Annotated in this window: 17 protein-coding genes and 4 pseudogenes; 10 read left to right on the top strand and 11 right to left on the bottom strand. The window is 62.3% G+C overall.

Annotation, left to right across the window (positions count from 1 at the left end; translation table 11 throughout):
• Positions 1–320: 320 nt before the first annotated feature.
• Both istB and istA read right to left on the bottom strand, forming a co-directional pair.
• Positions 321–1121: an IS21-like element helper ATPase IstB gene (gene istB, locus OKW37_RS36165; protein WP_266262193.1), complete on the bottom strand. Its 801-nt coding sequence runs from the start codon at positions 1119–1121 to the stop codon at positions 321–323.
• Positions 1114–2637, bottom strand: a complete 1524-nt coding sequence (gene istA, locus OKW37_RS36160) for an IS21 family transposase (RefSeq protein ID WP_429402424.1) — start codon at positions 2635–2637, stop codon at positions 1114–1116. Before istA ends, istB begins: the two co-directional genes overlap by 8 nt.
• 117 nt (positions 2638–2754) lie before the next feature.
• On the opposite strand from istA, the pseudogene OKW37_RS36155 reads away from it, so the two are divergent.
• The 4 genes and pseudogenes from OKW37_RS36155 to OKW37_RS36140 all read left to right on the top strand — a co-directional run.
• Positions 2755–2883, top strand: a pseudogene (locus OKW37_RS36155) (LysR family transcriptional regulator); the annotation flags it as partial.
• 470 nt (positions 2884–3353) lie between these two features.
• Positions 3354–3590, top strand: a complete 237-nt coding sequence (locus OKW37_RS36150) for a hypothetical protein (protein WP_184058717.1) — start codon at positions 3354–3356, stop codon at positions 3588–3590.
• Positions 3591–3900: 310 nt separating this feature from the next.
• Positions 3901–4704, top strand: coding sequence for a transglutaminase-like domain-containing protein (locus tag OKW37_RS36145; RefSeq protein WP_090811454.1), 804 nt, complete (start codon positions 3901–3903; stop codon positions 4702–4704).
• Positions 4705–4973: 269 nt separating this feature from the next.
• Entirely contained in the window at positions 4974–5222 is a 249-nt protein-coding gene (locus OKW37_RS36140; RefSeq protein ID WP_429354969.1) for a hypothetical protein, read from the top strand.
• Here OKW37_RS36140 and OKW37_RS36135 read toward each other — a convergent pair.
• On the bottom strand, positions 5219–7669 hold the full coding sequence (locus tag OKW37_RS36135; protein ID WP_429402425.1) for a glycoside hydrolase family 15 protein: 2451 nt from the start codon (positions 7667–7669) through the stop codon (positions 5219–5221). The genes OKW37_RS36140 and OKW37_RS36135 overlap by 4 nt on opposite strands.
• A pseudogene (locus OKW37_RS36130) lies at positions 7653–8125 on the bottom strand (TOTE conflict system archaeo-eukaryotic primase domain-containing protein). Before OKW37_RS36130 ends, OKW37_RS36135 begins: the two are co-directional and overlap by 17 nt.
• A 726-nt stretch (positions 8126–8851) precedes the next feature.
• On the opposite strand from OKW37_RS36130, the gene OKW37_RS36125 reads away from it, so the two are divergent.
• Both OKW37_RS36125 and OKW37_RS36120 read left to right on the top strand, forming a co-directional pair.
• A complete protein-coding gene (locus OKW37_RS36125; protein ID WP_260331844.1) occupies positions 8852–8950 on the top strand; it encodes a type II toxin-antitoxin system CcdA family antitoxin in 99 nt (32 codons plus the stop codon).
• On the top strand, positions 8950–9267 hold the full coding sequence (locus OKW37_RS36120; protein WP_184058713.1) for a CcdB family protein: 318 nt from the start codon (positions 8950–8952) through the stop codon (positions 9265–9267). Before OKW37_RS36125 ends, OKW37_RS36120 begins: the two co-directional genes overlap by 1 nt.
• 340 nt (positions 9268–9607) lie before the next feature.
• Here OKW37_RS36120 and OKW37_RS36115 read toward each other — a convergent pair.
• A pseudogene (locus OKW37_RS36115) lies at positions 9608–9817 on the bottom strand (helix-turn-helix domain-containing protein); the annotation flags it as partial.
• Positions 9818–9989: 172 nt separating this feature from the next.
• Positions 9990–11404: pseudogene (locus OKW37_RS36110) on the bottom strand (ISNCY family transposase).
• A 233-nt stretch (positions 11405–11637) separates the two neighbouring features.
• Here OKW37_RS36110 and OKW37_RS36105 point away from each other — a divergent pair.
• The 3 genes from OKW37_RS36105 to OKW37_RS36095 are packed head-to-tail and all read left to right on the top strand — an operon-like array spanning position 11638 to position 13388.
• On the top strand, positions 11638–11922 hold the full coding sequence (locus tag OKW37_RS36105) for a type II toxin-antitoxin system Phd/YefM family antitoxin (protein ID WP_429402426.1): 285 nt from the start codon (positions 11638–11640) through the stop codon (positions 11920–11922).
• A complete protein-coding gene (locus tag OKW37_RS36100) occupies positions 11922–12260 on the top strand; it encodes a type II toxin-antitoxin system RelE/ParE family toxin (RefSeq protein WP_429402427.1) in 339 nt (112 codons plus the stop codon). Before OKW37_RS36105 ends, OKW37_RS36100 begins: the two co-directional genes overlap by 1 nt.
• Positions 12261–12278: 18 nt before the next feature.
• A complete protein-coding gene (locus OKW37_RS36095; protein ID WP_429510086.1) occupies positions 12279–13388 on the top strand; it encodes an oxidoreductase in 1110 nt (369 codons plus the stop codon).
• Positions 13389–13615: 227 nt separating this feature from the next.
• Here OKW37_RS36095 and hydA read toward each other — a convergent pair whose 3' ends face one another.
• From hydA to OKW37_RS36070, 5 genes are all read right to left on the bottom strand, one after another.
• Positions 13616–15073 (bottom strand): dihydropyrimidinase, encoded by a 1458-nt coding sequence (gene hydA / locus OKW37_RS36090; protein ID WP_429402429.1) that lies wholly within the window; start codon positions 15071–15073, stop codon positions 13616–13618.
• Between the two features lie 42 nt (positions 15074–15115).
• Entirely contained in the window at positions 15116–16618 is a 1503-nt protein-coding gene (locus OKW37_RS36085) for an NCS1 family nucleobase:cation symporter-1 (RefSeq protein ID WP_090811229.1), read from the bottom strand.
• Positions 16619–16671: 53 nt separating this feature from the next.
• Positions 16672–17952 (bottom strand): NAD-dependent dihydropyrimidine dehydrogenase subunit PreA, encoded by a 1281-nt coding sequence (gene preA / locus OKW37_RS36080; protein WP_429402430.1) that lies wholly within the window; start codon positions 17950–17952, stop codon positions 16672–16674.
• Between the two features lie 39 nt (positions 17953–17991).
• The gene (locus tag OKW37_RS36075; protein ID WP_429402431.1) at positions 17992–19386 is read right to left on the bottom strand and encodes an NAD(P)-dependent oxidoreductase; all 1395 of its coding nucleotides are present in this window, start codon (positions 19384–19386) and stop codon (positions 17992–17994) included.
• A 127-nt stretch (positions 19387–19513) separates the two neighbouring features.
• On the bottom strand, positions 19514–20779 hold the full coding sequence (locus OKW37_RS36070; protein WP_429510084.1) for a Zn-dependent hydrolase: 1266 nt from the start codon (positions 20777–20779) through the stop codon (positions 19514–19516).
• Between the two features lie 343 nt (positions 20780–21122).
• Here OKW37_RS36070 and OKW37_RS36065 point away from each other — a divergent pair, with 343 nt between their 5' ends.
• Positions 21123–21842 (top strand): TetR/AcrR family transcriptional regulator, encoded by a 720-nt coding sequence (locus OKW37_RS36065; protein WP_429402432.1) that lies wholly within the window; start codon positions 21123–21125, stop codon positions 21840–21842.
• Positions 21843–21880 lie beyond the last annotated feature (38 nt).

The following is a 21880-nucleotide window of genomic DNA, read 5'->3' as shown; positions in this document are numbered from 1 at the left end:
CATCAACTGTCGTTCGCTCAGCGATCCGGGCGGACATTCGAAGATCCGCTTCGCTCAGTTATCGCAGCCGGCAGGCTTACGCATTGGGGTGACCTGGATGGCCCTGACATCGCACTATGGGTGTCCGCGCCGAATGAATTTTGAGCCGCCGCGCCGATCGAGTTTTGAGCCGGGGTGGAGACCGGTCTGAAGAAGGACCGGTTGTGGATAAGTGTATGTGTTTCGGGAGTGCTTGTCCTCCTTCGTGTGAGGCCTCATTGCGCAGTGGAAGCTGCGAAGGGCGTAGCCCGTTGCGGCTTCCACTGCGCGGCAAGCGACGATCAGGCCGATTCGTTCGCGCTCGCACCGTCGGCTCTGCGCGCTGCTTCACGCGAGCGGATACGCTTCTTTGCACTGGCGCTGCTATGGCGGAAACGGTAGCTTTCGTTGCCGGTTTCCACGATGTGGCAGTGGTGCGTCAGCCGGTCCAGCAATGCTGTGGTCATCTTCGCGTCGCCGAACACACTGGACCATTCGGCGAAGTCCAGATTCGTTGTCACCGCAACGCTTGTATGCTCGTACAGGCGACTCAGCAGGTGGAATAGCAACGCCCCGCCGGCCTGGCTGAAGGGCAGATATCCGAGTTCGTCCAGAATGACCAGGTCGAGGCGCAGCAGGCTCGCCGCGATCCTCCCGGCGCGTCCCTGCGCCTTCTCCTGCTCCAGTGCGTTGGCCAGATCCACGGTCGAGTAGAAGCGCACCCGCTTGCCGTGGTGCATGATGCCGGACACGCCGATGGCGGTCGCCAGATGCGTCTTGCCCGAGCCCGGGCCGCCGACCAGAACCAGGTTGTGCGCGCCCTCCGTGAACGTCATGCCGGCCAGTTGCGTGACGAGCTGGCGGTCGACCGGCGAGCCATCGAAGTCGAAGCCGGCGATGTCGCGATGCACCGGGAACTTCGCCGCGTTCATCTGGTGGCTGACCGAACGCACGGCCCGATCCGCGACCTCGGCCTGCAGCAGCCGTTCGAGCAGCCATTGCGAAGACGCCGCCTCGACATTCACCTGTTCAAGCAGTTCGGCCCAGCCGGCAGCCATGCCGTGCAGCCGCAAGTGTTTGAGTTCGACGATCAGATCACGCATGACCGGCCTCCGGCTGTTGCAGCGCCGGGCGCAGCCCGTCGTAGCGCGATGTGTCGGCCAGCGGTGGTGTCGTCAGTTGTAGCGCAGTATCGATCTTCGGCGGCATCTGCACGCTGCGCATGCGCGACAGCACGTTCACCACATGCTCGACGCTCACGCGCCCGGAGGGCGGCGCCTGCTCCAATGCGAGTTCGACTGCAACCACTATGGCATCCAGACCGCTTTCCGGGACCAACGCCAGAACCTTCGCCATTACCCGGTCACCACCTGGCTCGCGTAGTAACGCCCGACGCAGGCGTTGCAGCGGCTCGGGCATATCCTGGAACGGCGCACCGTTGCGCAGGGCGCCAGGCTTGCGCTGGATCAGCGGGATATAGTGCTGCCACTCGTATCGCACCAGTCCTTCGTCGGCCAGTCGATCGTGTTCGGCTACCACCGCGTCGTCGCTCACCACCACAACACGGCCAGGATAGAGCCGCGTGCTGAGCATCTGGCCTGCGAATTCGCATGGCACCGAGTAGCGATTGCGGCCAATCACCACCAGGCAGGTCGACGAGACTCGTGCCGCACGCTCAACATAACCGTCAAACGGTGTCGGCATCGGCATCAGATGGGCGCGCTCCTGCTCGAACACGTCGGCGACGCTCAGGTCACGATAGTCTGGATGCTTCACCTGATCCCACAACGACCGGCACCGGGTCGCCAGCCATGCATTCAGATCAGCGAAACTGCCGAAGCGTTGCGCACGCGCCTCAATCCAGATGCGCAGACGGCTGTCCTGCACGTTCTTCTCGACGACGCCTTTCTCCCAGCCACTGGCGACGTTGCAGAAGTCCGGATCGAACAGGTAGTGCGAACACATCACTGCGAAACGCGGATTGACCGTGCGACCCTTGCCTTTGTGAACCTTGTCTACGGCCGTTTTCATATTGTCGTAGATGCCCCGGCGGGCCACCCCGCCGAAGGCCGCGAACGAGCGCGTATGGGCATCGAACAGCATCTCGTGCCCCTGGCTCGGATAGGCAACCAGCCAGAACGCCCGCGACGCACATAGCTTCATGTGCGACACCTGCAGCTTGCGGTAAATGCCGCCGACAACCAGTCCTTCCTCGGACCAGTCAAACTGGAATGCCTCGCCCAGCTCGAATCGCAACGGCACAAACGCCGATTTCGAAACCGCCTTGCCTTCGCCTTGCCGCCAGGCCCGGATGAAATCGGTCACCCGCGAGTAACAGCCGTCGTAGCCGCCCGCCTTGATCTCCTGGAACAGCATCCAGGCGGTGCGCCGCTCCTTCTTCAGTCGCCGCGCGTCGACACTGAGCGCCTGCACCAGCACCTCATGAAACGGCGTCAACCGGGTCGGCTGGGCGCGCCGCTGATACTTCGGCTCCTCCTGAACATCCATGTTCAGATATTTACTAATCGTGTTGCGCGACAGGCTTGTGAGACGTGCTATCTCGCGTACCGACTTGTTCTGGCGGTGGAACATCCGCCGCACCTTGCCAATCATCGTCATCGGGATCATCCCCAAACACCCTGCCAGAAAAACTAGCAGAAAAGGTTGATTGCCCGGCTCAATTTTCAGTCGGCGCGATCCCTACATGTGGCTGAATTTTCGGTCGGCGTAAACACACTATGGGCGCTTTATCCTTCGCGGCGCTTGCTAAGCCCTCGCGTTTCCGCCTTTCTCGATCACATTAAGGAAGCATTCCCCCTGGGAAAACCCGAGGAATTGGCTGGATTTATAGGATCGGAACCGTGAGACCGGTGCGGACCACAGGTCGCTCTTACGTTGAGTGCTAACGGCTGCGCGCCACCGCGTATGACCATCTCGTGTCATCGGGAAGCGCGCGGCAAGGCATGGGCTTCCCAGGACCGGGCCATCGGGCACAAGTCGGCCATCAAGCCGCCCTTCACGGGGCAAGCGAAAGTCGGGAATTGCGAATTCAGGTACCAGCGGCTCACGGCCGAAGGGTCGGGGAATCTTGAAGCATCTGGTGCAGCCGGAAGGAACGCATCTCGCGGCACCCGGTCCCTTCCCGACGCTCGGCACGTCTGTCAGGACCATCAGTACTCGGCGCGCAGTTCAACCAATAGGCAATTGCCGTCTCGAACGCCTCCGCAAGCAGAATTACGACGCCGGTTACCGACCTCGTACGGGATCAGCGCCTGTAGCCGGATGAACCATGCAACGTTCGCGTGTTAGTCTCCGATAACGACATGGAGGCTTTCATGCAACGAGTGATCACCTATCGTGGCTTCGAGATTCACGTCGAGTTGACTCCGGCTGCGGAGGACACGTTCAACGTGACTGTCCAGATCAAAGGCGGTACCAACCTCGAAGTGCTCGGCGCGCGGGGGGGCCGGATCGCGCTGCGCAACGGCCCTTTTACTGAACGATGGGCCTACCTGGTTGGGGAAGTCGCCGGTCAAGCCGCAATCGACCTGCTGCTTGGCCCGACTGGCTGATTCCATTCCTGTTTCGCCGCCTCGACACACTCACTCGTCCCGCCGAGTACGGTCACTAGCTGCGTTCGACGTCGCACGCACGACGGTCGTCGCCGTTGAGAGCATTGGCGTCAGGCCCAATCTCTCACCGGGAGACGGCGTTCATTTCATTTCAACAGACCATAGGGCCGCTCAGGCCAGGTAGCGGCGATTGTTTTTGAATGCGAGCGTGACGCCCGGCGTCGTGGGATCATCTGTTGTGGCTGTCTCGGGCCGCACGCCTTTGAGTTGCCAGCCCCAACCTCCGGGATCAGACGAACAGGATAAATATATGAAGCTTCGCGTCGGATACGAACTGTCGTACGAGTGCTCACAACCGACGCCGATGATGCTGATGCTGAACACGCACTTTTCGCATGCAAAGGATATTGTCGAGGCAGATCTCCTCGTTACCGATCCGCCGGTGGCGACGAGGCAGTACCGCGACTTGTTCGGCAACCTGTGCACGCGGATAATCGCGCCCGCCGGGCGGGTTGGCTTGAGCACGACCGCGCTTCTGAATGTGCCAAATGCGATGGAAACGCGTCCGAAAGACGGTCGGGGCCATCCAGTCGAGCAGTTGCCCGACGATACGCTCGTTTTCCTGTTGGGCAGCCGCTATTGTGAAACCGATTTGATGGTCGACGTCGCGTGGAAGGTTTTTGGACAGTGCGCGCCGGGCCGCGAGACTGTTCTCGCAATCTGCGACTTCGTGCACCGGCATATCGCATTTGATTACCGGCACGCGCGGCCGACCAAAACCGCAGCGGACGTTTACCGCGAACGAAGAGGCGTCTGCCGGGACTTCGCCCATCTGGGCATCACGCTATGCCGCGCCATGAATATTCCGGCTCGCTACTGCACCGGTTATATCAGCGATGTCGGTTTGCCCCCCGTCGCAGCGCCAATGGATTTCGCGGCGTGGTTTGAGGCCTACGTAGGGGGTAGCTGGCAAACCTTCGATCCGCGTAACAACGCACCACGCATCGGGCGCGTTTTGATGGCATACGGTCGCGACGCCGCCGATGTTGCGATAAGCAATGCGTTTGGGGCCGCCGTGCTAACGCACTTCAAGGTGCATTGCGATCAGGAATAACCGCGCACAATTGGCCATTGCTGAGCCGACGGGGAATTTTTGAATCCCCTCCCGGTAACGTAAGCATTTTGGACCGCGCTGGCCTAATTGATTGCGCGCCTGAGCGTCACCGCGTCGTTCACCCGTTCCACGCGTCAGTCGTTCGGTGGACTATGGGCGACCGGATGCGCGGCGGAGTATGTCCAGCAAAGTTACTCGGCGAATGAGCGCTGTGCTCCTGGACGGAGACGGCGAGGCCCCTCGAAACGCTTGACGGACTGACTCAGGGCGTGAAGTGGTTTAACCGGCTGGCCAGCGCCCGCAACTTCATCGCGCACATCGGCGCGTTCTATCTGGCCCTCGACATCACCGAGCCCGCTTGGGACCTGCTGCTCGTCAAAGGGAATACCAAACAGTTCGATGACCCGCGTACCTACGTGCGTTTCTCCAGCGTCATGGAGATCATGGACGGCTTAGATGAAGTCGTGTGTTTCTCCATGACGGAAGCAATTGTCTGCCGTTGGCGACGCATCGCTTAGGATTGGAGGGCGACGGAAAAATTCTGCCCTTGCCACGTCTGACTCGAGGTCCAGAAGAAGGTGAATGCAAGCGATGAACCGGCCTGGGCTGCTTGCGTGACCAGATCGACGTAGTAGATGCCGAGCGCCGTTGCGGTGGCTTCGCTGTCCTCCGACGTGGCCCAGTCATCGATCGTCCAGCGCAGGCGGAAAGGCGCAGCCAAAGGGATCCGAATTGTCGTGGCGGCCGGAATCGACGGCAGCGGGCGGTTGAAGTTCCAGATTTCGATATTGCTGCGAGCGCGCGGCGCCTGGCCGGGCTGAGACTGATAACGATCGGCGACGACTTTCAGGTGGTTAAAGACCTGACCGTCCGAAGCGGAGCGAACGAGCTTGATGTATTCGGCGTGGGCCCACGCAAGCGGCATGGCAGAGCCAGTCGGCCCGCCAGTCACGAAGGGCGGGTCTGCCAGATCGGGCAGATCCCACACTTGCTCGGGAAGCAGAGCGCGCGTTCCGGCGAACGCCTCGAGAGCGCGGATGTAGGGGGTGGGGTCGCCACCGGCGGCCAATTCGTAATGGCCGCGTTCGCCAGTGAGCAGCGGCCAGGGTCGACCAACGCCGAAGGTAGCGCCGTCGTACCAGTCCTCGCCGAGATTGCCTTGACCATAACCGTCGTGGTTGTATCGGTAAAAGGCAGGCCCCTGCGGCAGAATTTTTCTGATTACTGCATCGACTACCTTGACCGAGTTGACGATGATCGGATCGTTCGCGGCCCGAATGCCATAGCGCACCAGTTCGAGAAAACCCGCGTCCACGATGGTGTTTGCGTTGTAGTCTTTGTTCCAGACGGTTACTTGGGCGCTATCTGGATCTTCTGGAAAATTAAAGACGCCATTGACATGCGTCGGCAAGATTCGAACGTAGTGCTGCGTCACGCCCGGAACCGGTGAGCCTTCCGCAGCGACGCACCATGTCTCTAGATGCGATTCCAGAAAATCCGCGTATTCGAGCAGGAACTGGGCGGTGCTGGCGTCCGCCCATTTAGTAGCCGCACAGACTAGCGCCGCGATGTTCGATGCCAGTGTCGAAGGGGAGTATCCTTCGAGTTCTTCCCATCGTTCCTGCTGAGTCATGGGGCCGTTCTTGATCAATGCGCCTGCTGCGGCCAGCACCATGCCGGTGGGATCGAACTGACGCAGCAGACCGGCTTCGCTCAAGTGATAGGCCAGAATGATTGGAAAGGAATATTCGTCGAGCTGCGAGGCATTGTCCCGCCAAGGCTCGCCGTCAATGAAAAACTTTTGCGGAAAGCTACCATCCGCCAATTGCGACGCAGCGAGAAACATCAGCCCGCGTAGGGGCGCATCCTGCGCGCCCGCGGCCAGCAGCGCGAGTGCGCTTTGGCACATGTCACGCGGCCAGACCATGTGGTAGCCGGCAGCGAGGTCCCGCATCGTCTGTCCCCACGGGATGCTCAATGAAGCCACCAGTGCGCCGTCGGCCGTCTTGTCCTCATGCGCGAGCAACACGTTGCGGCTCATGTTGAAAAGCGCATTGCCATCGCCCGTTATGTTCGCCTTGGGCTGGAACGGGTCGCGAACAGCGTCGTTCCATCCCTGGATGAACGCTTGCTTGTGGCTGTATGGGTCGGCGGGTCCGTCGAAGGGGTAGGCCAGCGCCTCGGATACGGCGGTCAGCGCCTTGTTGGGCGTGCTCTGCGTAATCGGCGTCGGTTCGTCGACGCAAAACGCCAGTGCCAGAACGAATTGATTCTGCCCTGCGCGGTTGATCTCTGCCGTCACGGCGACGTATCCGTCCTTTGCTGCGTCGTAGTTCCAGACCGGCAAGCGCTTGTTTGCGAGGATGTCGGTCCAGCCATCGTTCACTCCCACGAAGCCGCAACTCGTCGTGCCGAAGCCGCAGTCGGCGCCCAGCGCGAGCCAGTAATGGTCACGCGTCGCGACCAGGCGATCGCCATTTGCGGTGCTGACGCGATGCGCGGTGTTGCCAGCGCCGTATCCCGCCATGTGAGGCGTCAACAAGGCATAGACGTGCAGTGTGTTAAGGAAATCCTGGTCCCCCTGCAGTGTCGTGCGAACCAGCACGCAAGCCGAACCCTTCTCGGCGATCACGTCCTGCACGACGGTGTAGGGTTGCCCTTTCGCCTGGGATGTGAGCCGGCAGGATAAGGCGGGCGGCTCCGGCCATTCGCATCGATGGTCGAAGTCCTTCTGCGCGTCGTGATAGAAGGTCGACCCGTCGGTAATGATCAGCTGGAAGTCTCGTACCTGAGGGGTGTCGACATCCGGGAAGTAGATTTCCGTGAGGATGCCGCCTGCTGTCGTGTACCAGACCTGGCTCGACAGCGAGTACGCCGTTCCGACGGCGTCTTTGTCCGCGCGGCTCCAGTTCAGCGGATTGCCAGGTGCGCCCGGAGCCGGATTCGATTCAAGCAGATTTGCCATCGCATCTCACTCCATATCTTTGCTTCGATCGATCAGAAATCCACGTGATGAGCAGAAGAGCGGGCATGCTACGCATTGTAGCTATCGAGGATAGCGCTTTTGACGTGCATAGAGAGGCACACGTGAGGCCGCTCAACTGCCGGAACGCCATCGCATCGTCCCGCCAACTCTCCTCGTCGAAGTCGACGGCGAGCAGGTAACAGGTACCGTCCGCCATTAGCGGGTAAAGGCCCACGGTACGATCGCCGGAAAGATGCGCATCGAAGACCTGATCGTCGGTGACAGCAGCAGCCGATGCGTGCAGTCCGCGCAGCGGATGCGGGGCTTTTCGCAGATGCACGCGCGCCACTCGTTCGCGCACACCGGCGCGTAACCGGATTTTCCGGAATTGCGGCTTTCCCACCGAAGCGGATAGACGTCAGTTCGGCCGCGGAAAAGCCTCCGGAAAAGTTGCACTTTCTGTAGTGGGGAAGTGGGGAAAGCGAGGAAGTGCCTGCATTTTGCACAGCCGGCGAGGCATTACGCGGGATCGCTTGCCCCGGGTTGCCTGGTACCGGGCACGATGGCTCGCAGCATGGCAGCGAGCCGGCTGTTTTCGGCCTGCAGACGGGCGAGTTCTGCCCGCAACTCTTCGCGCGTGAGATCGTCCCACTCTGGGCGTGACAGGTTGCCGTCGTTCGTCGCCTCGTCCGTTGCTGTCCGAGGGGTAAGACATGGGCGACCGGGCTCTTGGCCGTGTCAGCCGCGCGGCCAGGCGGGGTCATCAAGATTCGGCTGAGACCTGGCCGCGTAGTCCCTGCCCGCCATAGTAGACGCCGAGCATCGCGACCGTCTCGCCCAAAACGCGGTATGCGATCACAGCACGGCCGCGGGGAGGGTATCGAGCTCGCAGAGTGTGACGATGGCGTCGACGTATTCGGCCGCCTTCCGTGGGGCGCCTGCGGTCGCGATTGCTGCCTCCAACTCGCCAGTTGATCGCATGCGTCCGGCGCAAAGACCACACAGCTTCAAGTGCGGCAGCGACCAGCCCGACCGAATCGCGCAACCGGGCCTCGATAGCACGTTCACGTAAAGCGAGTTCGGGCAGGCCGTCGTGGATGACTTCTGACTCCGTCGCGTTTCACCGCTCCGGACGCGCCTGCGGATTTCCTCGGCCATTTCGTTCGGAAGCGTGATGCTCATTTGCCGGGTGGTTCGCATGAACACGCCGAGTTCATCAGGCACACGAACCAGTGGGTCGAAGAGAACGGACTTCCTTTGGCGCAATACCGGATGTTCTGATGGCGCGATTCGACGTCTATGCCAACAGCGGTAGAGGCCGCGCCAGTACACCGTATCTTGTCGACGTGCAAAGCGACTTTCTAGAAGGTCTGTCGATCCGCGTCGTCGTACCGCTGATTCAGGCTGATGCTTTTCCGCCCGGGAAGCTCCCGGCGGACTTCACGCCATCATTCGATATCGGCGGCATCCGGTGCATCCTGCATCCGGCGTTTGTCGCGGCCGTGCCCTTAAGCGAACTGGGGCCGAAGACCGGTTCGCTTGTCGAACACCGTGACCGGATCACGGCCGCGCTGGATCGCCTCCTGGGCGCTTACTGATTATTCTGGACGGTAGACACGCCGGGGCAGGACATTCCCGCTATCTCAGGCGGGCATACCAGAGTCGCCGAGCTGCGCCGTCTAGCTTGTCGAGAAGTGTGGCAGCGTGCGAGCACGGTATTTATGCAACGGGCTGTTGCACAAATTCCCAACGGCGAAAGGCTTGCGCGCGCATGTACGCATGTATTTGAGGCCGCCGGGCGAGAACCCGCGCATGTTGGGAAACACTGCCTCGAGATCGCGCGCGAGCCGCTCGACGGCACTGGCACCCTCAGCCTGGTTCCTTCTGCAGGTCGAGGATGTCCCGTCTGATCTCCCTGTACAGTGTGACCAGCTCACCGTTTGCGCTGGCCATGGCGCGCCGACCTGACACGAGTCCTTGCGGTCCGTGTTCACGCAGCCGGCCGACAAGACGACGGATTTGCCGCGTCGTCAGCCCAAGTCGCTTCGCAGCCCGCCACGGTCTGAGCACGCCATCGGCAACATCCTGAATCACTTTGTACCTGTCCAGTTCGCGCATCGTCATCGTGATCGTCCCAGATGCGTTCATGGCCGGCGCTCCTTAAGGAATGCTGGCCACCAGCCTGAACCCGCAAACACGACATTTCAATTTAGCGGAAACGCGACATTTCTAAAAAGCCCTGACACATCATGTCGAGGCCAGATAGAAATGTCCGGGTTGCGACTTTTTAGAAATGTCCGGTTTTGAGGTTCAGAAATCTCTATGTTAGGGGGCTTTTGAGCACCGAGCCAACCCGCATTCCGGCAGTTGCCAGAATCGCTTCATTCAACTGCGCCCGGGTCAGCTCGCGCTGCGTGCGGGTGCCCACCTTGCGCTCCTTCGGCCGCGGCGCTTCGCCCTGATTGGTCCTCGATGGCGAGCCCGACGCCCGCCGGTCATCACGCTGCGCCTGAATGACCTGCGCCATCTGCAACGTGTGGCCCAGCCGCTTGTGATCGACCACCGCCGCCTGATCGATCTCCGAGAGCCGGTCATACGGCACACAGGGCAGGGCAGCGCCATTCACCCGGATCTCGATGCGCCCATCCGGATACTCGAACACATCCAGATAACGGTGAATCAGGCGGCGGTTCGCCACCGTATCCTCCAGCAGCCAGATCACCCGGTCGTACTGCACCGTCAGCACCTTCGACACGCGCCGCGGCACACGAACCGTCAGGATCAGATCGAGATCGTCATCCACCCGCAGCGGCCGGTGCGCATCGAACGTGCTCCGCGGCATCTTGCCAAACCGACCATTGAAGTCGGCGATGAAGTGGGGCGCGTAAGCGTTGGCCGCCTCCTTCGTGCTGATCCCGCGAAGCCGTAACTCCTTGACCAGCCGGTCCTGCAACGTCAGGTTGGCGCGCTCGACACGGCCCTTCGCCTGGCTGCTACTGGCGCAGAACGTATCCACATTGAGCTCGTACAGCGCGCGGCCAAACTGCGTCACACCCTTGCCAGGCGTCGCCGAATGGCTGTTGCAATGGAAGACGCTGGCCCTGTCGCTGTACAGCGCCACCGGCTTGCCATGCTGTTCAAGGTACGCGCGCATCGCCTCGAAGTAGCTGAAGGTCGATCGGTCGCCGTAAAGTGCAGTGCCATCAGCCGGCCTGTTGCATCGTCGATGAACACCAGCAGCGTGCACGCTGGCGCGCGTTCCTCAAACCACCGGTGATCACTGCCGTCGATCTGCACCAGTTCGCCCAGGCATGCCCGCCGGTTTCTCGGCTGGTGAAGCTTCGGCGGCCGCTGCTTGCGCGGAATCCACAGGCCCGCATCGCGCATCCAGCGTCGCACGGTTTTCTTCGCCAGCACCACGCCATGACAATCGGCCAGCTTCTCGCAGGCCAGCGTCGGCCCGAAATCGGCATAGCGTTCGCGCACCAGCGCCATGGCCCGCGCACGGACATCCACCGGCAGTTCGCGGTTGCTGGGCTGTCCACGCCGCGCTGAAACCAGCCCGGCCGGTCCCGCCGCCTCGTAGCGCCGCACGAGCCGGCTGACCTGACGCTCACACAGCTGCAGTCGTTCAGCCGCCAGTACGCCCGTCAGGCGATGCTGGACGACCGCCTCGATGATCTTCACGCGCTCGAGCTCGTGCATGCTGATCGTGATGAATCCACGTCCGTTCATGGTCTGGCTCCGGGCTGACGGTGATGCCGCAGCATGCGCCACAGCAGCCAGCCCGGAGCAGGAAACCGGACATTTCTAATGAGCCAGAACCGGACATTTCTAAAAAGCTCTGACATCAAAAATGTTGATAAATTACATTATGTCAAATCTAGCTGCACATGGACGCACCGGAGATCGCCGCCGGACGTTAATGGTTTAAATTTGGTCCTATGTGAACCTCACCGGAGCGCTTGATGCATCTCGCCGATCATGTGAAGCCAATCAGCTACCTCAAAAGCGAAGCGGCGCGAATCGTCAAGGACCTGACTGATTCGGGAGAGCCGCTCATCATCACGCAGAACGGTGAAGCGAAGCTCGTCGTCCAGGATGTGCGAAGCTACGAATCGACGCAGCAGACCCTCGCGCTCCTGAAAATCCTGGCTATCGGCCAGAAGCACATCGAGCGCGGGGATCACGTCGATGGCGACGAGTTCTTTGCGGAACTCAACGAGCTCGATCGTCAGGAAAAGCTCCGCTGATGGCGGCACCGCTGCTGAAATACCGCATCCTCCCGACGGCGCGGATCGGCATTGACGAACTCAGAAGCTATGTTGTCCGCACATTCGGATGGGAAATGTGGCGTCAGACATCGACGCAACTGCAGGAGACGATCACGCACATTGGCCAGTCCCCCGCTAGCGGTCATGCGCCTGCCGAGCTTGAGGGCTTCTTCGAGGACGGTTTCCGGCAAGGCCTTTCCGGCAAGAACCGGATCATTTATCAGGTCCGCGACGAGACCGTTTTCGTTCATCTCATGGTCGACGCTCGACGCGACCTGCCCTCCCTCCTTCAGAGAATCGTGCTTCGGCTGATGTAACGGGTCAGGACGGCCGCCTTGCGTTTCACACGCATTGCATGCGCGCGCTGCGCGCCCGACTCAGGAAGCCGCCGGACCCGTGCGAAACCCGAAAATGTCCAGCACATGCGGCGCGCGTGCAACGGGTATGCTAATCAGCATTCTCTCCCGCTAACGGCCTTCCCTCGACAATCGCCAATGAACCAGAACAAACAATGGAGCATCGACGACATCACGCCTCAGCACGGCAGACGCGTCATCATCACGGGGGCTAACAGCGGCATCGGCTATCACGTCGCTGCAATACTGGCTCGCACAGGCGCGGAAGTCGTACTCGCCTGCCGTGACGAACAGCGCGGCGCCGATGCCCTGTCCCGTCTGCAGAGGGAACTGCCCGCCGCCCGATTGCGGCTTCAACGACTGGATCTCGCAAGCCTTGCTTCGGTGCGCGCCTTTTGCGATCGCGAACTCGCGCAATGCCGGCCGCTCGACATCCTCATCAACAATGCGGGCGTCATGGCGCCCCGCCGACGCCTCGAAACGGTCGACGGCTTCGAATTGCAGTTTGGCACCAATGTACTCGGGCATTTCGCCCTGACGCGCCTGCTGTTGCCTGCGCTCGAGATGGCGGCAGGAGCGTCTGCCGAGCGGCCGCGCGTGGTCACGGTTGCCTCTATCGCACACAAGACCGGGCGGCTCGACTTCGACGACCTTCAGGCAACCCGTCGTTACCGGCCGATGACCGCCTATCGACAGTCGAAGCTCGCCAACCTCATGTTCGCGTTCGAACTCGATCGCCGGTTGCGCGCCGCACGATCGCGCGTGATGTCCGTCGCCGCGCATCCCGGCGTTGCCAATACGAATCTGTTCCGTGCCGATCATTTTGCCGCAAGCCCGATCGTCCGCTCTGCACTAGGCGGACTGATCGATATCTTGTTCAACAGTGACCAGACCGGCGCGCTTTCCACGCTGTATGCCGCAACCGCGGCCGATGTCGTCGACGGCGGCTACTATGGTCCGCTCGGATTGTTCGAAACACGTGGTCGAGACGTGGGACCAGCGAACGTCGCCAGTCAGGCAAGAAACGGAACCGATGCAAGACGCCTCTGGCAGGCCTGTGAATCGCTGACTGGAACAGCGACCGGATAGCGCATGGATCGCGGAACGCGGGAAACACTAACCGCGAGATACGGATTACTCATTCAACCATGACCGCACCCCGGCTCGCGCTGTTCTTGTATCTGATCGCTCGATGGCGAACTCCGACGCAGATAAAAAGCGCCGACCGGTTTGCACTCGAACTACCGGGGCGCAACGCGAATCCTGTCGCGTCGAGCCCCCGATATCCCCTGCAATGCCTCCACGCGTTGCCGTGTTTATTGTGGTGCGTCACCTTCGCGATGCACCGGCTGCGTCTGCTTCAGGCTCTTCGCGAGGCGCGAGGCCTGCAGATAGCCGGGATTCGCGGGCCGCTTCAGATAACGCCCGGCTCCGCGCCGCGCGCGCAGGTCGCCGTCCGCCCACACGAGTTCGCCTTGTGAGACGGTGTATGTCGGCACGCCGCGAACCGTCATCCCTTCGAACACGTTGAAGTCCACGTTCTGATGATGCGTCTTGACCGATATCGCGCGCGTGGCCTCGGGATCCCAGACGACGAGATCGGCGTCGGCACCCACGGTCACCGTGCCCTTGCGCGGGTACAGGTTGAAGATTTGCGCCGCATTGGTGGAGGTGACGCGCACAAATTCGTTCGACGTGAGCCGGCCGGTGTTCACACCTTGATCCCACAACACCGCCATGCGATCTTCCACGCCGCCGCAACCATTCGGAATTCTCGTGAAATCATGGCGGCCCATGGCTTTCTGCGAAGCGCAGAACACGCAGTGGTCGGTTGCGGTGGTGTGCAGCAGGCCGCCCTGAAGCCCGCGCCAGAGCGCGTCGCGATGCTCCTGGGTACGGAACGGCGGACTCATCACGTGGGCGGCGGCGCGCGTCCAGTCCGGGTCGCGATAGACCGACTCATCGATCACGAGATGCCCCGCGAGCACTTCGCCGAATACGCGCTGCCCTTCGCCGCGTGCGCGCGCGATCGCCTCGAGCGCGTCTTTCGCCGAGACATGCACGATGTACACCGGCACGCCGAGCACCTGCGCGATGCGGATGGCGCGATTCGCTGCCTCGCCTTCGACTTCGGGTGGCCGTGAAAGCGGATGCGCCTCGGGCCCCGTGAAACCGCGCGCAAGCAACTGGCGTTGCAACTGGAATACGAGCTCGCCGTTTTCCGCATGCACGGTAGGCAGCGCGCCCAGTTCGAGTGAGCGCGCAAAGCTGTTCACGAGAATCTCGTCGTCGGCCATGATGGCGTTCTTGTAGGCCATGAAGTGCTTGAAGCTCGATACGCCATGCTCGTTCACGAGGAGCCCCATGTCCCGATACACGCTTTCATCCCACCACGTCACCGCCACGTGAAAGCCATAGTCGGAAGCGGCTTTCTCTGCCCAGCCGCGCCACTCGCGAAAGGCGTCCATCAGCGGTTGCTTCGGGTTGGGGATGACGAAGTCGATGATCGATGTCGTGCCGCCCGCAAGCCCCGCCGCCGTGCCCGTGTAGAAGTCGTCGCTGGCGGTCGTGCCCATGAAGGGCAGCTCCATATGCGTGTGCGGATCGATGCCGCCAGGCATCACGTATTGGCCACCGGCGTCGACCACGGTCGCGCCCGCAGGCGCATCGAGGTTCTCGCCAACGCTCTGGATCACGCCGTTTTCGCAGAGCACGTCCGCACGCCAGCTCTTGTCTGCATTGACGACGGTGCCGCCTCGAATCAGGATCGCCATGATGCCAAGTCTCCTTCAGTTGAACATTCACGCTTGAAACGCTCACGCGCTCGCAACACGTGGGCGCCGGCTCTTGCCGAGCTTCATCATCACGCCATAGACGAGCGCCGCAATGGCGAGCCCCACGAACCACGCATAGGTGTAAATGCTTTTGAACGCATCGGGCACGGCGGCAAACGCATTCGGGAACGCGACATTGAGAAAGCCCGGCAGGTTCGGCAGCACGCCTGCGATCAGCGCGATCACGGCAGCCGGATTCCAGCCGTTCGAGTAGGCGTATTCGCCGTTTTCCTCGAATAGCTGGGCCGTGTCGAGGCGTGTGCTGCGAACGAGAAAGTAGTCGACCATCAGGATGCCGGCCACAGGCCCAAGCAGCGCCGAATAACCGACGAGCCACGTGAAGATGTAGCCCTGGGTGGTGGCAAGGATCTTCCACGGCATCATCACGATGGCGATACCCGCGGTGATGAGACCGCCCGTCTTGTACGAGATGCCCTTGGGCCAGAGGCTCGAGAAGTCGTAAGCTGGCCCGACGAGATTCGCGGCGAGATTGCAGCACATCGTGTCCAGTGTGAGGATGATGAGCGCGATGCCCACACCGACGCCCTCCATGCGACTCGTGAGGTCGATCGGGTCCCAGATCGCCCTTCCGTAAATCACAACCGTTGCCGAGGTCACGACCACGGAGACCACCGAGAGCAACGCCATCGGAATGGGCAGGCCGATGGCCTGGCCCACGAACTGGTCTTTTTGCGTTTTTGCGAAACGCGTGAAGTCGGGAATGTTGAGCGCGAGCGTGGCCCAGAAACCCACCATGGCCGTGAGGCTCGGCCAGAACGTCGCCCAGAAGAGGCCCGCCTTCTTGCCGCCGGCGGCGAACTGCGACGGTTGCGACAGCATCGAGCCCACGCCGCCTGCCTTCGAACATGCCCACCACACGAGCACTGCGCACATCACCACCTTGATGGGCGCGGACCAGCTTTCGAGCCAGCGGATCGAATCGGTGCCGTGCAGGATGAAGTACAGCTGGAACACCCAGAAGACGAGGAAGCAGCTAGCCTGTCCGATCGAAATGCCGAGCCACGGCAGTGCGTCGCCCACCAGCGCGTTGTGCGTGAGGATGTTGACGAGCGTGTAGATGGCGCTGCCGCCAAGCCATGATTGAATGCCGTACCAGCCGCACGCCACGACGGCGCGCAGCATGGCTGGCAGCTTCGCGCCCTGGGTGCCGAACGACGCTCGCACGAGCACCGCATAAGGAATGCCGTACTTCGTACCCGCATGACCGATCAGCAGCATCGGCATGAGCACGATCAGATTGCCGAGCAGCACGGTTAGCACGGCCTGCCATGGCGCCATGCCCTGCTCGGTAAGGCCGGCGGCGAGCATGTAGGAGGCAATGTTCATCACCATGCCTACCCATAGTGCCGCGAAGTGATACCAGCGCCATGTGCGCTGCGCAACGCCGGTGGGCGCGAGATCATCGTTGTATAGCTCGCTTTCGGCGCGGCGCGCATTGGCGTCGACTGCAAAGGGCTGGCTCATGAGGTGGGTTCTCCGTGCTTGTCGTGGGTCCGGCTCGATCCGGCTTCGAAATGTCAGGCGGCTTTCGGGTCGGCGACACGCGCCGGGTTGTTCGGGTGCGTGGTCCAGTTCTCGTAGCGCTCGCCCGAATCGACACGCTCCATCGTGATGCATTGATCGACCGGGCAAACATGCATGCATAGATTGCACCCGACGCAGTTCGCATCGACCACCTCGAAGTGGCGCTTGCCGTCGCGCGTGGCGGTGATCGCCTGATGCGAGGTGTCTTCGCAGGCGATATGGCAGAGCCCGCACTCGATGCAGCGGTCCTGATCGATACGCGCCTTGATGTCGTAGTTGAGGTTCAGGTATTGCCAGTCGGTGACGTTCGGCACGGCGCGGCCGCGAATCGCGTCGAGGCTGGCGTACCCTTTGTCGTCCATCCAGTTGGAAAGGCCGTCGATCATGTCGCTGACGATCCGGAAACCGTAGTGCATCGCCGCGGTGCATACCTGCACGCTGCCCGCTCCCAGCACGATGAATTCCGCGGCGTCGCGCCAGTCGGAAATGCCCCCGATGCCAGAGATGGGCAAGCCTTGCGTTTGCGGGTCGCGCGCAATCTCCGCGACCATGTGCAGTGCAATGGGCTTCGCGGCAGGACCGCAATAGCCGCCATGCGTGCCCTTGCCGTCCACGGTGGGCAGCGGCGCCATCACGTCGAGATCGACACCGACGATCGAATTGATGGTGTTGATCAGCGAGACGCCGTCCGCACCACCCTTCATCGCCGCGCGCGCGCCGTGACGAATGTCGGTGACGTTCGGTGTGAGTTTCACGAGGCAAGGCAAGCGCGTGCCTTCCTTCACCCAGCGGGTGACCATTTCGATGTACTCGGGCACCTGACCCACCGCCGCGCCCATGCCGCGCTCGCTCATGCCGTGCGGACAGCCGAAATTCAGCTCCACGGCGTCCGCGCCAGTGTCTTCCACCTGAGGCAGAATCCACTTCCAGTCGTGCTCGTTGCAAGGGACCATCAGCGAGACGATGAGCGCCCGGTCGGGCCAGTCCCGCTTCACCTGCGCGATTTCCTTTAGGTTCACGTCGAGCGGCCGGTCGGTGATGAGCTCGATGTTGTTCAGGCCCGCCATGCGCTGGCCGCGCCAGGTGGTGGCGCCATAGCGCGAGCTTACGTTCACCACGTGCGGGTCGAGCCCGAGCGTCTTCCAGACCACGCCGCCCCAACCCGCCTCGAAGGCGCGATTGACGTTGTAGGCCTTGTCGGTGGGCGGCGCGGAAGCGAGCCAGAACGGGTTGGGCGATTGAATGCCGGCAATCGAGCAGCGCAAGTCGGCCATGATGCGACTCCTTCGTTTTATCTGGATTCGGTGTAGCTATCACGCGGCTCGGGCGGCCCTGGCGGACTGATTCGCAAGGAAGCGGTCGATCGCATGCGCGGCAAGCTTGCCGTCCTGCACGGCCTGGACGGTCAGATCGGTGGCGCCGTGGCCGGCACAGTCGCCGCCTGCGAAAACGCCCGCAAGGGACGTGGCGCCGTTCGCATCCACCGCGACGCGCCCGCCTTCCTCGGTGAGTTGCAACCCGTCGAGGCCTTCGGGTAACAGCGTTTGGCCAATTGCCTTCAGCACCATATCGGCCTCCACGCGCACGAGCTCCCCAGTGCCGCGCAATGCGCCGCTCATATCGAGCCCGGTGCGCTCGAATTCCACGGCCCGCACCTGCGTGTCGCCGACGATTCGCAGCGGCTTCATCCACTCGGCCAACGTCACACCCTGGCTACGCGCGAATTCCAGTTCGGCCCAGGTGGCGCTCATCTGCGCCGCGCCGCGACGATAGGCGAGCGTCACTTGCTCCGCGCCCAGCTTGCGGCTTTGCACGGCGGCGTCGATTGCCGTATTGCCGCCTCCGAGCACCACCACCTTGCGACCGACGGGCACGCTGGCCAGATCGTCGGCCTCGCGCACGCGCGCGATGAAATCCACGGCATCGAGCACGCCGTCGAGCAGTTCGCCTTCGATGGAGAGCGTATGCGTGCCGCCAAGGCCCACGCCGATGAACACCGCGTCATACGCCGCGCGTAACTCCGCAAGCGTCACGTCATGCCCCAGTCGCTGGCCCTGGCGCAGTTCTATCCCGCCAACGGAAAGAAGCCACCGCACTTCGCGCTGCGCGTAGTCGTCGACGGTCTTGTACGCGGCTATGCCGTACTCGTTCAGGCCGCCCGGATATTCGCGCGCGTCGAAGACGCTCACGCGATGCCCGGCAAGCGCGAGCGTGTGCGCGCAGGCGAGACCCGCGGGACCCGCGCCGACCACGGCAACATGACGGCCTGTCTCGCTGGCGCGCTTGAAGAGCGCAGGGGCACCGGCGGCTTCGCGGGCCATCTGGAAGTCCGTGGCATGACGTTGCAGCGCGCCGATCTGAACGGGCTCGCCATCCTGATGATTTCTCACGCAGGCGCCTTCGCAGAGAATCTCGGTCGGGCACACGCGTGCGCACATGCCGCCCAGCGGGTTCGCGCTGAGGATATCGCGCGCCGCGCCCTTGAGATTGCCGTTGCCGATCTTGCGGATGAAACCGGGAATGTCGATGCCCGTGGGGCACGCGTTCACGCAAGGCGCGTCGTAACAATAATGACAGCGGTCGGCGGCGATCACGGCCGCATTCGCGGAAAGCGGCGGCGCGACGTCGGCGAAATTGCAGCCCAGTTGCTCGGCACTGAGACGGCCTGGCGCGATGCCGTTGGCGGCATTCGAGGTGGTCTGGGACATCCGGATGCTCCTTGCGAGGCAAGACACGGGTCCGCCGGCCGTGTGCGTGACGTGCGCGGCCGGTACGTGGGGAATCGTTGGAAAGACAGCGCGGCGCTGAGACCGCTTGCGTTCGATCGAAATTGCGTCAGCCGGGCTCGTTCGCGCGTTCGAGCATGGCGTGCAGCAACACGTTCGCGCCGGCTTCTATCCATTCGATCGTCGCGTCCTCGACTTCGTTGTGGCTGATGCCGTCGATGCACGGTACGAACACCATCGAGGTCGGCGCGACCGTCGCGAGATAGCACGCGTCGTGACCTGCGCCAGAAACGATGTCGCGATTCGAATAGCCGAAGCGCTCGGCCGCCGCGCGCACGGACTTCACGCACGCCTCGTCGAACGGCACGGGCGCGTAGTAGAAAATCTGCTCGACATCGGCTTCGAGCTTGCCCTGGTCCGCGATCTTCGCGATGCCTTCGCGCAGCTCGGCGTTCATCTGCGCCAGCACCTCGTCCTGCGGATGGCGAAAATCGATGGTGAAGAACACGCGGCCCGGAATCACGTTGCGCGAATTCGGATGCACCTGCATCATGCCGACCGTCGCGCACGCGAGCGGCGCATGACGCAGGCCGATTTCGTTGACGAGCTGCACGACGCGCGAGGCGCCCAGCAGCGCGTCGCGGCGGCGCGGCATGGGCGTAGGCCCCGCGTGCGCCTCCTGGCCCGTGAGCACGACTTCGTACCAGCGCTGACCTTGCGCGTCGGTGACCACGCCGATCGTCCTGTTTTCGGCCTCGAGTATCGGCCCCTGTTCGATGTGCAGTTCGAACGCCGCGTGAATCTTGCGGCCGCCGCACGGCAACGCGCCCGCGTAGCCGATGCGCTGCAATTCCTCGCCGATGGTCTTGCCGTCGACGTCCTTGCGCGACAGTCCGTACTCGAGCGCAAACACACCCGCAAATACGCCCGAGGCCACCATCGCCGGCGCGAAGCGCGAGCCTTCTTCGTTGGTCCAGATCACCGTTTCAACAGGGCGCTCGGTTTCGATGCCGTAATCGTTGAGCGAGCGAATCACTTCGAGGCCGCCGAGCACCCCATAGATACCGTCGAAGCGCCCACCGGTTGGCTGCGAGTCCGCGTGCGAGCCGGTCATCACGGGCGGCAGGTCGTTGTTGCGCCCCGCGCGGCGCATAAACACGTTGCCCATCTGATCGACACTGATCGTGCAGCGCGCCTCTTTCGCCCATTGCACGATGAGATCGCGGCCCTGCTTGTCGAGGTCGGTCAGCGCCAGACGGCACACGCCGCCTTTGGGCGTGGCGCCAATCCTGGCCATCTCCATCAGGCTGTCCCACAATCGCTGACCGTTCACGTGGATCGCGGTCGTCAGCGCGGCTTCGCTTACTGCGTTCATGCGTGTTCTCCTGTCCGTGCTCGTCAAACGTGCATGCATGCCACCGTGTTGGGCGCGAAGGATCACGACGGTGCACGTCTCGATGGCACTGCGCGGCCCCTGAAACCCAGCCCTTCGAATCCTGTCCGATTGGACAGGTTTTAGACGAGAAACTTCGCGAATTCAATGCGGAGTTACGAGCGAGAAGCGTGCCACTGATGCTGCAGTGCGCGAAAAAACCAGGCGTCCGTGCTGCGCGTTTCTCCTGATGTCGGTGAATTCGCGGCGCACTTGCATCGTGGCTACAATGATTCCGGCATGCGCGCGGCCGCCGCGCTCCTTTTCTCTTCCGAATGGACCGAACATGCGCGACGACGAACCCACCACGCGAGCCGCGCCCCTCGCGACGCGCGGCACCGTGCAGGCGCAACGAGCCGCCGACACATCGCACAAGCCACAGCGGCGCAAAGCCTCCATTCGCGCGTCGAATGAATCCCATCTACTCGCCTGTGCCGAAGCCGTGTTTGCCGAACGCGGATTCGAAGGCGCGAGCACGGCGCTGATCGCCGAGCGCGCGGGTTTACCGAAGGCGAATCTGCACTATTACTTCCCGACCAAGCTGGCGCTGTACTGGCGCGTACTCGACGATGTGTTCGAGGAATGGAACGCCGCCGCCAACCTGTTCGATGCAAGCGACGATCCGGTCGCGGCGATTGGCGGCTACGTGCGCGCCAAGATGGCCCTGTCACGGCGCCGCCCACTTGGATCGAAGGTGTGGGCCAACGAAATAATCAGCGGGGCGCTGCACATGCAAGAGATCCTGCTCGAACGCGTGAAGCCGTGGATGGACACACGCGTGAAGCTGATCGAGCGATGGATAGCCAAAGGGTTGCTCGCGCCCGTCGACCCCCGGACGCTCCTCTTCATGATCTGGGCGACCACGCAGCACTACGCCGATTTCGAAGCTCAAATATGCGCGCTCTCGGGCAAACGCGCGCTCTCGACGAAGCGCTTCGAGGCTACGACGGAAGAAGTGGTGAGCATGATCCTGCGGGCGAGCGGAGCGCGATCGCCGGTCCGATGAATCGTCTAGGGAGTTTCCCTGATGACGTCATTTTCTCG

The organism is Paraburkholderia sp. MM5482-R2, assembly GCF_050436125.1.
Classification (GTDB): Bacteria; Pseudomonadota; Gammaproteobacteria; order Burkholderiales; family Burkholderiaceae; genus Paraburkholderia; species Paraburkholderia tuberum.
This window is presented reverse-complemented; position numbering and strand designations above follow the sequence as displayed.